The sequence below is a fragment of the Kineococcus indalonis genome, from assembly GCF_009906395.1.
GTDB lineage: Bacteria > Actinomycetota > Actinomycetes > Actinomycetales > Kineococcaceae > Kineococcus > Kineococcus indalonis.
The window spans coordinates 1-13,149 of sequence record NZ_JAAALM010000052.1; the positions used below are offsets into that span (position 1 = coordinate 1).

General features: G+C 76.7%; 10 protein-coding genes and 1 rRNA gene. 5 read left to right on the forward strand and 6 right to left on the reverse strand.

From position 1 onward, the window contains the following. Positions 1 to 40 precede the first annotated feature (40 nt). From GTR00_RS04655 to GTR00_RS04665, 3 genes are all read left to right on the forward strand, one after another. Positions 41 to 535, forward strand: a complete 495-nt coding sequence (locus GTR00_RS04655; protein WP_166610484.1) for a GNAT family N-acetyltransferase — start codon at positions 41 to 43, stop codon at positions 533 to 535. A 152-nt stretch (positions 536 to 687) separates the two neighbouring features. Next, on the forward strand, positions 688 to 1,119 hold the full coding sequence (locus tag GTR00_RS04660) for an ATP-binding protein (RefSeq protein ID WP_166610477.1): 432 nt from the start codon (positions 688 to 690) through the stop codon (positions 1,117 to 1,119). Further along, positions 1,116 to 2,108, forward strand: coding sequence for a SigB/SigF/SigG family RNA polymerase sigma factor (locus GTR00_RS04665; RefSeq protein WP_323132216.1), 993 nt, complete (start codon positions 1,116 to 1,118; stop codon positions 2,106 to 2,108). The genes GTR00_RS04660 and GTR00_RS04665 overlap by 4 nt, the downstream gene beginning before the upstream one ends. 40 nt (positions 2,109 to 2,148) lie before the next feature. Here GTR00_RS04665 and GTR00_RS04670 read toward each other — a convergent pair whose 3' ends face one another. Continuing rightward, positions 2,149 to 2,481, reverse strand: a complete 333-nt coding sequence (locus GTR00_RS04670) for a hypothetical protein (RefSeq protein WP_166610478.1) — start codon at positions 2,479 to 2,481, stop codon at positions 2,149 to 2,151. A gap of 465 nt (positions 2,482 to 2,946) precedes the next feature. On the opposite strand from GTR00_RS04670, the gene GTR00_RS04675 reads away from it, so the two are divergent. After that, positions 2,947 to 3,195 (forward strand): WhiB family transcriptional regulator, encoded by a 249-nt coding sequence (locus GTR00_RS04675; RefSeq protein ID WP_166610479.1) that lies wholly within the window; start codon positions 2,947 to 2,949, stop codon positions 3,193 to 3,195. A gap of 87 nt (positions 3,196 to 3,282) precedes the next feature. Here GTR00_RS04675 and GTR00_RS04680 read toward each other — a convergent pair whose 3' ends face one another. Then, positions 3,283 to 4,788 (reverse strand): sensor histidine kinase, encoded by a 1,506-nt coding sequence (locus tag GTR00_RS04680; RefSeq protein WP_166610486.1) that lies wholly within the window; start codon positions 4,786 to 4,788, stop codon positions 3,283 to 3,285. A 62-nt stretch (positions 4,789 to 4,850) separates the two neighbouring features. Further along, entirely contained in the window at positions 4,851 to 9,773 is a 4,923-nt protein-coding gene (locus tag GTR00_RS04685) for an NAD-glutamate dehydrogenase (RefSeq protein ID WP_166610480.1), read from the reverse strand. Positions 9,774 to 9,864: 91 nt separating this feature from the next. Between GTR00_RS04685 and GTR00_RS04690 the strand changes: the two genes are divergently transcribed. After that, complete coding sequence (locus GTR00_RS04690) at positions 9,865 to 10,362, forward strand: DUF2505 domain-containing protein (RefSeq protein ID WP_166610481.1); 498 nt, start codon at positions 9,865 to 9,867, stop codon at positions 10,360 to 10,362. A 25-nt stretch (positions 10,363 to 10,387) separates the two neighbouring features. Here GTR00_RS04690 and GTR00_RS04695 read toward each other — a convergent pair whose 3' ends face one another. The 3 genes from GTR00_RS04695 to rrf all read right to left on the reverse strand — a co-directional run bounded on the left by GTR00_RS04695 (position 10,388) and on the right by rrf (position 13,143). Further along, positions 10,388 to 10,915, reverse strand: a complete 528-nt coding sequence (locus GTR00_RS04695) for a DUF6912 family protein (protein ID WP_166610482.1) — start codon at positions 10,913 to 10,915, stop codon at positions 10,388 to 10,390. Continuing rightward, positions 10,916 to 11,797, reverse strand: a complete 882-nt coding sequence (locus GTR00_RS04700) for a tetratricopeptide repeat protein (RefSeq protein ID WP_166610483.1) — start codon at positions 11,795 to 11,797, stop codon at positions 10,916 to 10,918. Between the two features lie 1,229 nt (positions 11,798 to 13,026). Beyond that, positions 13,027 to 13,143: ribosomal RNA gene (gene rrf, locus GTR00_RS04705) — 5S ribosomal RNA — on the reverse strand. Positions 13,144 to 13,149: the final 6 nt, after the last annotated feature.

Genomic DNA, 13,149 nt, shown 5'->3' on the forward strand with positions numbered 1-13,149 from the left:
GCGGCCCGACCCGCGGCCCGACCCGCGGCCCGACCCGCGGCTGCGCGAGGCCGGGCCCGCCGACGGCGAGGCCGTCGCGCAGCTCGTGCGCGAGCTGGCCGAGTACGAGCGCGAGCCGCGGGCCGCCACCGCGACGGGCGAGGACTTCGCCCGCGCGCTGGAGCCGGGCAGCGGCGTCGGCTGCCTGCTCGCCGAGGTCGACGGCCCGGACGGCGTGGAGGTCGCCGGCATGGCGCTGTGGTACACGACCTTCTCCACCTGGCAGGGCCGGCGCGGGATGTGGCTGGAGGACCTGTTCGTGCGCCCGCAGCACCGCCGGCGCGGCATCGCGCGCTCCTTCTTCGCCCGGATGGGGCAGCTGTGCGCCGAGCGCGGCTACGGTCGCCTGGAGTGGTGGGTGCTGGACTGGAACACCCCCGCGCACGGCTTCTACCGCTCCCTGGGCGCCGCGCCGGAGGAGGGGTGGACCACGTGGCGGCTGGACGGCGAGCGGCTGGCCGCGCTGGCCCCGCGGGCGACCGGCAGCGCGCCGTGAGCGCCCCCGGCGGCGCCGCTCGTGACGGTCCGTCACCGAGTGAGCGCGGTGGGCGTGCGAAGCTGCTCCTGAGCCCCACCGCTCGCCCGGACCGCACGACCACCCCCAGCAGACCACCGGCCCCGCGGGCCGGCCCCCGAGAGGACCTCCACGTGTCGACCACCACGGCCAGCGAGCAGGCCAGCGAGCAGGCCAGCGACCTCGTCGAGCTCCGCGTGCCCGCGGACCCCGCCTACCTGACGGTGGTGCGCACCGCGAGCGCCGGCCTGGCCGCGCGGCTGGACCTCACGCTGGACGAGATCGAGGACCTGCGGATCGCGGTGGACGAGGCCTGCACCCTGCTGCTGGACCCGGCGGCCGGCTCCCAGCAGCTCGTGGCGGTCTTCCGCCTGGGCGACGGCAGCCTGGAGGTGGAGGTGCGCGGTCCGGCGCGCGAGCTGCCCGAGCGCTCCAGCTTCGCCTGGGCCGTGCTGGAGGCGCTGGTCGGCGAGGTGTTCACCGGCACGTCCTCCACGGGTGCGTGGATCGTGCTGCGGCACAGCAGGGACGGCGTGGCACCGGACGCCCGGGCGGGGGCCGTGTGAGCGGCGAGCCCAGCGCGGGCGCCCCGGCGGCGGCGGTCCCCGCCGCCCGCACCGACACCCCCGACGAGCCGCGGGGGTCCCGGCGCGCGGACGCCCGCGCCCGGCGGGACCTGCGCGAGCCCGCCGTCGAGCCGGACGCGCCGACCGAGCCGGGCGAGGACGTCCACGACGAGGACGCGGAGGAGGCCGGGGACGAGCAGGACGCGCAGGAGCACCTCGCCGGCCTGCCCGAGGAGCACCGGCGCGAGCAGCGGCCGGAGGAGCGCTCGCTGCACGAGCTGCTGGCGCAGCTGGACCCGGAGGACCCCGAGCGCGCGCGGGTGCGCGACGAGCTGACCCGCCGGCACCTGCCGCTGGCCGAGCACCTGGCCGCGCGCTTCCACGGACGCGGCGAGCCGCACGACGACCTCGTGCAGGTCGCCACCATCGGCCTGCTCAAGGCGCTGGACCGCTTCGACCCGGGCCGCGGGGTGCCCTTCGGCGCGTACGCGGTGCCGACGATGCTCGGGGAGATCAAGCGGCACTTCCGCGACCGCGGCTGGGCGATGCGGGTGCCGCGGCGCGTGCAGGAGGCCGGCCGCGCGCTGGCCGACGCGCGCGAGGCGCTGACGCACGAGCTGGGGCGCGCGCCGACGATCGCCGAGCTCGCCGCCCGCACCGGCCAGGACGCCGACGAGGTGGTGGAGGTGCTGGAGTCCGCCAACGCCTACGCGACGCTGCCGCTGGACACCGGCTCGCCGACCTCCCCCGTCGCCTCCCTGGGCAGCGTGGACGACCGGCTGGAGAACGTGGAGAACCGCGAGGCGCTGCGCCCGCTGCTGGCGGCGCTGGCCCCGCGCGAGCGGCGCATCCTGGCGCTGCGCTTCGTGCGCGGCATGTCGCAGGCGCAGATCGCGGCGGAGGTGGGCATCTCGCAGATGCACGTGTCGCGGCTGCTGAACCGCACCCTGTCCCAGCTGCGCGAGGGCCTCGGCTCCGAGCGGGGCTGAACCGGCGCCCTCGGGCGCGGGTGGAGCGGCGGGCGCGGGGTCAGCGGGAGATCTGCGCGGACACCGGCGGCAGGAACAGGCCCACGAGCACCAGCACCGCCGGCACCACCAGCAGCACCCCCAGCCACGGCGACCCCCCGCTGAAGGCCGGCCACCCGGCGGCCAGCTGCAGCAGCTGCCACACCAGCACCGGCGAGCGCGCCCACGTGGCCCGCTGCAGCAGCCCGTGGGCGCACAGGGCCACCCCCGCGGCGAAGGCGAGGGTGGTGAGCGCCAGCACGGCGGCACCCACCGGGACGGCGGCGTCGTCCACCACCAGGCCGTGCACGAGGTAGGCGGCACCGGCCACCAGCAGCAGCGCTTCGAGGGCCACCAGCACCGCGACGGCGGTCAGCAGTGGCGAACGGGCCGGGGAGGCCCCACGCTGGGGGGAGGGACGGGGTGAGGGACGGTCGGGCACGGGAGCACCGTACGACCGTCGCGGCTCGAAGCGACGGGTCGCGCCTCGTCGGACCGGCGCGCTGCCCAGAGCTCGACGTCTTACTACGTCGCAGGGATTGCCGGGAGGGGTCTTTCGTGTTACGTGCGTGTGACGAACCCGACACCGGTTCTCCACGACCCGCGGCTGTCCCCCTCTTGTGGGACGCGCCGCGGGGTGTGAACCTAGATGCCGACGCGATCCCCGACGCACGAGAGCCCCCGGCACCGCCGAGGGCCGTCATCGTGCGTCCCGGCACCGCCGGCGCTGCCGGTGCTCAGGGATCCCGCGCGACACCCCGTGTGACAGCGGGACGCCGCGCGCACTGAGACCGCAACGCGAAGAAGGAGTGGACCACCCATGGACTGGCGCCACCGTGCCGCCTGCCTCGACGAGGACCCCGAGCTGTTCTTCCCCATCGGCAACACGGGTCCGGCCATCCTCCAGATCGAGGAGGCCAAGGCCGTCTGCCGTCGCTGCGAGGTCGTGGACAGCTGCCTGAAGTGGGCGCTGGAGACCGGCCAGGACTCCGGCGTCTGGGGCGGGATGAGCGAGGACGAGCGCCGCGCGCTCAAGCGCCGCGCCGCCCGCGCCCGTCGCGCCGGCTGACACCCGCCGTCGCCCACGGCCCCCGGGCCACCTCGAGGAGGGCCCCCACCCGGCCGGGTGGGGGCCCTCCTCGCTGCCCCGCCGGCGTCAGTGGGTGCGCACGCTGCCCAGCGGCGTGGTGCCCCGGCGCACCCGCAGGTCCAGCCGCACCTGCGTGCCGCCGGACTCGCTGGCCCCGAACTCCATGCGCCCGCGCAGCTCCCCGGCCACCAGGGACCGCACGATCTGCGTGCCCAGGCCGGAACCGCCGGCCTGGAAGTCGTCCGGCAGCCCGACCCCGTCGTCGCTGACGACGACCTCCAGCCGGTCCTCGCCGTGGTGCTCCACCTTCACCACGACCGTGCCGGCGCGCCCGGAGCCGAAGCCGTGCTCCACCGCGTTGGTCACCAGCTCGGTGAGCACCAGCGCCAGCGCGGTCGCGTCCTCCTGGCGCAGCTCCCCGAAGCGGCCCTCGCGCACGGTGCGCACCCGCTCGGCGTTGGACATCGCCACCTCGGCCGCCATCATCAGGCAGCGGTCCAGGACCTGGTCGAAGTCGACGTTCTCGTCGATGCCCTGCGAGAGCGTCTCGTGCACGGTCGCGATCGTCTCCACCCGGCGCATCGCCTCCTGCAGCGCCGAGCGCCCCTCCTCCGAGGCGATGCGCCGCGACTGCAGCCGCAGCAGCGCCGCCACCGTCTGCAGGTTGTTCTTGACGCGGTGGTGCACCTCGCGGATCGTCGCGTCCTTCGTCATCAGCTCGCGCTCGCGCCGGCGCAGCTCGGAGACGTCGCGCACCAGCAGCAGGGCCGCCACCCGCGCCGGCGGCCCGTCCTCCCGGCGCGTCAGCGGGATCGCCCGCATCGCCAGCGTGGCCGCCTCGGTCTCCAGGTCGGTGCGCCACGGCGCCCGCCCCGTCACCACCAGCGGCAGCGACTCGTCGACCGGCAGGTGGCTGGCCGCCAGCGAGGAGGCCACCTCGGCGAGGTTGGCGCCCACCAGCTCCCCGATGAGCCCGGCGCGGTGGAACGCCGACAGCGCGTTGGGGCTGGCGTAGGTGACCACGCCCTCGGCGTCCAGGCGCAGCATGCCGTCGCCCACGCGCGGCGCGCCGCGGCGCGGGCCGGTGGGCGCGGACACCTGCGGGAAGTCGCCGGCGGCGATCATCCGCGTGAGGTCGTCGGCGCACTTGACGTAGTTCAGCTCCAGGCGGCTGGGCGTGCGCGAGGTCGCCAGGTTGGTGTGCCGGGCCAGCACGCCCAGCACGACGCCCTCGCGCACCACCGGGATGGTCTCCTCGCGCACCGGCACGTCGTCGTCCCACTCCGGGTCGCGCCCGCGCAGGCTGCGCGCCTCGTCGAAGGTGGTGTCCACCTGCGGGCGGCGCCCGCGCTCGAGCACCGCGCCCACGACGTCGTCGTAGTGCACGGTCGGGCCGGTGGTGGGCCGGCAGTGCGCGACCGCCACGAAGTGCTGCCGGTCCGCCGACGGCACCCACAGCACCAGGTCGGCGAAGGAGAGGTCGGAGATCAGCTGCCAGTCGCCCACGAGCAGGCGCAGCCACTCCGCCTCGGCGGGGCCCAGGCCGGTCTCGGACTGCAGCAGGTCAGCCATGGTGGGCACCCCCGCAGCGTACGGCTCGCCGCCGCGCGCCGATCACCCCGCCCGCTCCGCGCTCAGCCCGTCCGCAGCACCGAGCGCAGCACCCGCAGCGCCACCGACAGCGCCGCGATGTCCGCCCGCCCCGCGCCCGCGATCTCCTGCAGCGTGGCCCGCGCGCGCCGCACCGCCGGCCCGTGCACCTGCTCCCACGCCTCCGCGGCCGCCGCGGCCCCGCCGCCGTCGGCGTGCGCCAGCACCGAGGCCGTCAGCTCGCGCAGCACCCCGTACAGGTCGTCGCGCAGCGCGGCGCGGGCCAGCGAGCGCCACCGGTCCTCGCGCGAGAGGGCGGCGATGCTGCTCAGCAGCGTCTCCACCTCGTAGCGGCCCGACAGCTCGAACCACACGTCGGCGACCTCGGCGGCCTCGCGCCCGCAGGACGCCGCCACCTCCACGACGTCCAGCACCGCGAACGTCGCCAGCAGGGAGGCCACCCGCTGCGCCTCCTCCCCCGGCACGCCGGCCCGCGCGAACGCCTCCGCGTCGGCGCGCACCGCCTCCGCGTCCGCCCCGCGCACCAGCCGCGGCACCAGGGGCGCCAGCTGCGCCACCGGCCCCGCGAACCGCCGCACCTCGGCGGCCACGTCCACGCCCTCGGGCCGGGAGTGCAGCAGCCAGCGCACGCTGCGGTCCAGCAGCCGCTGCACCTGCTGGCGCAGGCGCGCCTGCACGCCCGCCTCCACGCGCCCGTCCAGGGCCTCCACGGCCGCCACCCGCTCGGCCAGCCCGAACACGCGCACCGCCACGGCGAAGGCGCGCACCACGTCGGCCGGCTCCGAGCCGGTCTCCTCGGCGGCGCGGAACGCGAACGTCAGCCCGCCGGTGCCCACGACCTGGTTCACCAGCACCGTGGTGGCGATCTCCCGCCGCAGCGGGTGCCCGGGCAGGTGGGCGCCGAAGCGCTCCACGAGCTCGGCGGGGAAGTACCCGCGCAGCGCGTCCTCCACCCACGGCTCGTCGGGCAGGTCCGAGGCCAGCACCGCCGCGCCCAGCGAGATCTTCGCGTGGGCGATGAGCACCGACAGCTCCGGCATCGTCAGCCCGCGGCCCTCGCGGGCGCGCCGGTCCAGCTCGGCGCCGGAGGGCAGCGCCTCCAGGCGCCGGTCCAGCCCCCCGGAGCGCTGCAGCGCCTCCAGCATCCGCCGGTGCGCCGGCAGCAGCCCGGCGGCGAAGGTGCCCTCCACGCTCAGGGCGACGTTCTGCTCGTAGTTGTCGCGCAGCACCAGCGCGCCGACCTCGTCGGTCATCCGCAGCAGCGTCTCGTCGCGGTCCGCGGCGTCCAGCTCCCCGCGCGCCACGAGCTGGTCCAGCAGGATCTTGATGTTCACCTCGTGGTCGCTGCAGTCCACGCCGGCGGAGTTGTCGATGGCGTCGGTGTTGAGCTTCACGCCCTGCCCGCCGCGGCCGGCGGTGGCGGCCTCGATGCGCCCGCGCTGGGTCAGGCCGAGGTTGCCGCCCTCGCCCACCACGCGCACCCGCAGCTGCGCCCCGTCCACCCGCACCGCGTCGTTGGCCTTGTCGCCCACCTCCGCGTGCGACTCGGTGGAGGCCTTCACGTAGGTGCCGATGCCCCCGTTCCAGAACAGGTCCACCGGCGCGGTGAGCACCGCGCGCACCACCTCGATCGGCGACAGGCTGCCCACGCCCTCCTCCAGACCCAGGACCCGGGCCACCTGCTCGCTGACCGGCACCGACTTCGCGGCGCGGCTGTGCACGCCGCCGCCGGCGCTGATGAGCGAGGGGTCGTAGTCCGCCCAGCTCGAGCGCGGCAGCGCGAACAGCCGCTGCCGCTCCGCGAAGGAGAGCTCCGGGTCCGGGTCCGGGTCCAGGAACACGTGCCGGTGGTCGAAGGCCGCCACCAGCCGGATGCCGCGGCTCAGCAGCATCCCGTTGCCGAACACGTCCCCGCTCATGTCGCCCACGCCCACCACCGTGGTGGGCTCGGACTGCACGTCGTGGCCCAGCTCGCGGAAGTGCCGGCGCACGCTCTCCCACGCCCCGCGCGCGGTGATGCCCATCGCCTTGTGGTCGTAGCCGACCGAACCGCCCGAGGCGAACGCGTCGCCCAGCCAGAAGCCCCGCGACAGGGCGATCTCGTTGGCGGTGTCGGAGAACGTCGCGGTGCCCTTGTCCGCGGCCACCACCAGGTACGGGTCGTCGCCGTCGTAGCGCACCACGTCCACCGGCGGCACCACGCGCCGCTCCCCGCCCTCGGTGCGCAGGTCGTCGGTGACGTCCAGCAGGCCCGAGATGAACGTGCGGTAGGAGGCGGTGCCCTCGGCCCACCACGCGTCGCGGTCCACCGCCGGGTCCGGCAGCCGCTTGGCGACGAAGCCGCCCTTGGCGCCGGTGGGCACGATGACGGCGTTCTTCACCACCTGCGCCTTCACCAGGCCCAGCACCTCGGTGCGGAAGTCCTCGCGCCGGTCCGACCAGCGCAGCCCCCCGCGCGCGACCTCCCCGAAGCGCAGGTGCACGCCCTCCACCCGCGGGGAGTACACCCACACCTCCCGGTGCGGCACCGGCGCCGGCACCCCGTCCACCTGCGAGGGGTCCAGCTTGAACGACAGGTACGGGTGCAGCTCGCCGTCGGCGCCGCGCTGGTACGCGTTGGTGCGCAGCACCGCACGGACCACCGAGAACAGCGCCCGCAGGATCCGGTCCGCGTCCAGGCCCTCCACCGCGTCCAGCGCGTCGCGCGCCTCCTCCAGCAGGGCGTCGACGACCTCGGCGCGCTGGTCCTCGTGCCCGGCGCGCGCCGGGGCGAACCTCGCCTCGAACAGGCGCACCAGGGCGCGCGTCAGCCCCACGTTCGCCAGCAGGCACCCGGCGACGTACTCCACGGAGTACGCCAGCCCCACCTGCCGCAGGTAGCGCGTCAGCGCGCGCAGCACCGCCACCTGCCGCCACCGCAGCTGCGCGGCCAGCACCAGGCGGGCCAGCGCGTCGCTGTCCGCCGCCCCGCTCCAGGCCGCCGCGAACGCCTCGCAGAAGCGCTCCCGCGCCGCCGCCGGGTCGGCGTCCAGGTGCTGCACGTCCACGGGCAGGCGCAGCCCCACGTCGTCCACCCACACCCGCCGGCCGTCCTCGCGCCGCAGCACGTGGGGGCGCTCGTCGGTGACCTCCACGCCCAGGTCCGCCAGGAACGGCAGCACCGCGCTGAGGGTCACCGGCGCACCGCGGTACGACGTCAACCGCCAGGTGCGCGGCTCGCCCTCCGCGTCGCGCAGGTCCAGCACCGGCTCGGGCACCGCGTCCGCGGCGCCGGCGCGCTCCAGCAGCTCCTCCGCCCGCTGCAGGTCGCACACGGCCCGCTCGGCGTCCACGGCGGCGCGGTAGCTCCCGGACACCCCGCCGGCCCAGCGCCGCACCAGCGCCGCACCGGCGTCCTCGCCCAGGGCGCCGCGCGCGGCGTCCAGCAGGTCGTCCTCCCAGCTGCGCGCCGCGCGCGCCACGCGCGCCTCCAGCTCGGCGACGTCGACGTCGGGCAGCTCCTCGCCGGGGCGGGCGCGCACCACCACGTGCAGACGGGCCAGCACCGACTCCGAGACCTGCAGGGTGTGCTCCACCGACCCGCCGTCGAAGCCCTCGCGCAGCAGCTCCTCCACGCGCGCGCCGACGCGCGTGGTGTACCGGTCGCGCGGCAGGAACACCAGGCACGACATGAACCGCCGGTACGCGTCGCGGCGCACGAACAGCCGGGTGCGGCGCCGCTCCTGCAGCCGCAGCACCGCCAGCGCGGTGGCGAGCACGTGCTCGGTGTCCGCCTGCAGCAGCTCGTCGCGCGGGAAGGACTCCAGGATGCTCATCAGGTCCTTGGCGGAGTGCCCGCTGGAGCCGAACCCGGCGCGCGCCAGCACGTCGGCGACCTTCTCCGCCACCACCGGCACCCGCTTGACGGAGTCGGTGTAGGCGCTGGAGGTGAACAGCCCCAGGAACCGCCGCTCGCCCGTGACGCGGCCGGTGGCGTCGAAGGTCTTCACGCCCACGTAGTCCAGGAACGCCGGCCGGTGCACGGTGGCGCGGGCGTTGGCCTTGGTGACCACGAGCACCTGCGGCTCGCTGGCCTTGTCCCGCACCGGCCCGGACAGCCGCCGCTCGCGCCCGGCGCGCCGGCCGGGCCGCTCGGCCAGCACGCCCAGGCCGGTCTCGGGGCGGGCTGCCAGGACCACGTCCTCGCCGTCGGCGCGCAGGTCGTACTCGCGGTAGCCGAGGAAGGTGAAGCGGTCGTCGGCCATCCAGCGCAGGAACCGCTCGGCCACCCGCAGCTCCTCCGCGGGCACGCCGGGCGGGGGGTCCAGCTGCAGCTCGTCGGCGATCTGGTTGGCCTTGGCGCGCATGGGGTGCCAGCCGCGCACGGCGGCGCGCACGTCGTCGAGGACGGCCTCCAGCTCCCCGCGCAGCCGCTCCCGCTCGGCGGCGTCACCGACGCGGTCCACCTCGACGCGGATCCAGCTCTCGGCCGGCTCCGAGGGCGGGGCGGTGGCGACGTCGTGCAGGTCCACCAGCACGCCGTCGGCGTCGCGGCGCGCCGCCAGGCGCGGGTGCACCAGCAGGTGGATGCCGCGACCGGCGCGGGTCAGCGCCGAGGTGAGGCTGTCCACGAGGAACGGCACGTCGTCGGTGACGACCTCCGCCACGGAGCTGGCGGGCCCGCCCCCGGCGTCCTCGCCGGGCACGACCCGCACCAGCGTGGTGCCGGGCGTGCGCCGCCGCCCCAGCGCCAGGTGGGAGGCGACGGCGCCCACCAGGTCGGCGGGGGGGCGCTCGAGCAGGTCCTCCGCCGCGGTGTGGGCGTAGTAGTCCAGCAGGGCGCGCTCTGCGGCGGTCGCCGAGCGCAGCGCCTCCGGCGCAGCGTCCCAGGCGGGACCGCGCGCCGCGGCGGCCGACCGCACGAGCGGTCGGAGCTCGGAGGTGGTGGACGGGGTCGAGGGGGGCATCACTGCTCCGGTGGCCGAGGGTTACGCCCCACTGACCCTAGCCCTCCGCGCGCCCGCGCACCGGGCGGGCGGCGCCCCGTACAGTCGCGCCGTGGCCACCCCCTTCTCAGAGCGCTCGCCGCTGCCCGGCCCGCCCGCGGCCGCCTTCGCCCTGCTGACCGACCCCGCCTTCCTCGCCGAGCGGGCCGCGCGCTCCGGCGCCGTCGAGCACGCCGAGGAGGTGGGCGTCGAGGACGGCACCACCGTGGTGCGCAGCTCGCGCACCGTCGGCACCTCCGGCCTGCCGCGCGTGGCGGCCGGCTACCTGGGCTCGACGGCGGTGGTGGAGCAGGTGGAGCGCTGGGGGCCCGAGGCCGCCGACGGCTCGCGGGAGGGCTCGCTGGAGCTGACCGTGCGCGGCGCCCCGGTGCGCATGAGCGCCGCGGCCCACCTGCGCCCCGCCGGCGACGGCTGCGAGCACGAGCTCACCGGCACCCTGGAGGTCCAGGTGCCCCTGTTCGGCGGCAGCGTGGAGCAGGCCGCCCTGCCGGGCCTGCTGGACCTGGTGCGCTCCGAGGTCCAGCTGGCCCGCGAGCGGCTCGGCGGCTGACCGGCACGGGCCGGTCGGCGCGGCGTCAGGCCCCGACGGCCAGCAGCAGGGACAGCTCCGTGGCGTCGTACCACAGCAGCTCGTGGCCCTCCACGGACTCCACGGTGAAGCGGGCGTCCTCGTCCCCGGCGTCGGCGGCGGGCAGGGCCGCCAGCGCCGCCCGCACGTCGGCCTCGGCCTCGGCGTCGTCGACGTGGACGCTGACGAGCGCGGCGAGGGTCAGGTCCTGCTCCAGCACGACCCGGGAGCGCCCGGGCGCCAACCAGCCGGCGTCCGGGCGCGGCGCCGCCGGGCCGGGCACGTCCAGGGCGAGCACCACCCGACGCGGGGCGCCGCCGTCGGGCGCGGCGGCCAGCAGGCGCAGCGACTGCTCCGCCGCGTCGCTCATCGCCACGTACTCCAGCTCCTCCTCCAGCTCGCGCGGGTCCGCGTCGGCGTAGTACTCCCGCAGCACCGGGGTGACGGCGTGCGCGGTCGCCGGCGCGACGGCCAGCAGCCCCGAGGGGGCCGCGGCCGCCAGCGCCGGCAGGGTGGTCGGCCAGTAGACCCGCACTCAGTCCTCCTCGCCGCGCCCGCCGGCGGGCGCGGCCCCGTCACCGAGCTCGTCCACGGGCTGCTCGTCCACGGGCTGCTCGTCCACGGGCAGGGCGTCCTGCGGCTGCCCGTCGCCAGGCTCCTCGGACCCGTCGAGCTCCTCGGAGTCCTCGTCCACGGCGGAGTTCTCGTCCACGGCGGAGCCGGGGGCGCGGACACCCAGCCGCTCCTCCTCGCGGGCGATGAGGGCGTCGATCTCCTCCTCGTCGAGGTACTCCTCCTCGAAGACGACGCCCTCGAGCTCGGAGAGGCGCTCGGCCGCGTCGGTCTCGCCCTCGGTGTCGGCGTCGGCGGCCTTCTCCAGCCACTCGCGCGCCTCGTCCTCGCGCCCCACGGTGAGCAGGGCGTCGGCGTAGGCGTACCAGAGGCGCGCGCGCCACGGGGCGCGGCCGGCGGCGCGCAACTGCGGCACCTGGAGGGCCACGACGGCCGCGTCGTGCTGACCGAGGTCGTGCCGGGCGCCGGCGGCGACGATGAGCATCTCCACCTTGGCCGCGGGCTCCAGGTTCGCCGTCTCGGGCGAGCTCGCCAGGTCCAGGGCGCGCTCGGGGCGGCCCAGACCGCGCTCGCAGTCGGCCATGAGCGGCAGGTAGCTGTCGTCACCCGTCATGCGGCGCGCGGTGCGGAACTCCGCCAGTGCCTCGCGGAAGTGACCCGCCTTGTAGGCGGCGATGGCCGCCGCTTCGCGCACGGCGGCGATGCGCCCACCCCGGCGCTGAGCGGCCAGTGCGTGCTGCCACGCCCGCTCGGGGTCGACGTCCACGAGCTGACCGCTGGCGACGAGGTGGCGCGCGACGAGGTCGACGCTCTCGGCGGGCAGACCCGACAGCGAGCGGCGCACGTCCGGCGCGAGCTCGCGGCCGGTGATGTCGTCGGGCAGGCGCGGGCCCGCGGGGCGCGCGGGACGAGCGGGTCGAGCCTGCTCGTCGCGGCGGTCGTCGCGGTGCTGGCCCGGGCGGGACCCACCGCGGACGGGACCGCGCTGGTCGCGACGGGGGCCGCGCTCACCGCGGTACGGGGCACGATCGTCACCACGGGGCGTCCGGTCAGCACGGTAAGCGCGGTCGTCGCGGGGCGCGCGGTCGTCGCGGCGGAAACCGCGGTCCTCACCGCGCGGGCCGCGGCTGTCACCACGGGGGCCGCGGTCGTCGCGGCGGAAGCCACGGTCGGAGCGCGGCGCACGCTCCTCGCCGCGAGCAGGACGGTCGTCGCGGCGGGGACCGCGGTCCTCACCGCGCGGAGCGCGGGTGTCACCACGGGGGCCGCGGTCGTCGCGGCGGAAACCGCGGTCCTCACCGTGCGGGGCGCGGGTGTCACCACGGGGACCGCGGTCCTCACCGCGGGAACCGCGCTCCTCACGACGGGCCGGGCCACCGGTGCGGTTCTGCGGCCGCTCACCGCGGGACCACGGACGGTCGCCACCGGCAGAGCGCGTGGCACCGCTCCGGTCGTCGCGGTCGCGCCGCGGTGCACCAGCGGCGTTGCGGTCACGGTCGTCGCGCCGCTCGCTCCAGACGCCGCGCCGCTGGTCGGAACCACCGCGGCCCGCGGCGTCACGCACAGCTCGGCCAGGACGTTCGCCACCGCCGGCGGAGGGACGACGAGGGAACTCCGCACGTGGGGAGTCGGCGCGGTCGCGACGGTCGCGGTCGCGACGGTCGCGGTCGCGACGGTCGCGGTCGCCCTCGGCGGGACGCCCCTGACCGGAGCGGGGAGAACGCGGCGCGTCGGAGCCACGATCAGGAGCACGACGAGGACCGCCGGAGGAAGGCCGGTCGGAGGAAGGGCGCCATCCGCGCCCGTCAGGCGCGCCGCCCTGTCGCGGGCGCCCGCCCCCGGGTGCGGAACGCCGCTCGTCGCGGCCCCGGGACCCAGGTTCTGCCATGCCGATCTCCCACCTGCCCGCTCTAGCGGGCTTCCTCGTCGCTGTTCAGATGTCCGCACCACGGCGGTCACATCAGGATCTCACGGGTCCGGGGTGGCTCCCGGAAACGACGACAGGGAGCCCGCCGCTAGGCGGACTCCCTGTCGCGTGGCGCATTGTGCGCCACCTCACTGCGAAGAGTGAGTGGCCGGCGGTGTCCTACTCTCCCACCCAGTCTCCCGAGCAGTACCATCGGCGCTGGCGGGCTTAGCTTCCGGGTTCGGAATGTGACCGGGCGTTTCCCCACCGCTATGACCACCGGACCACGA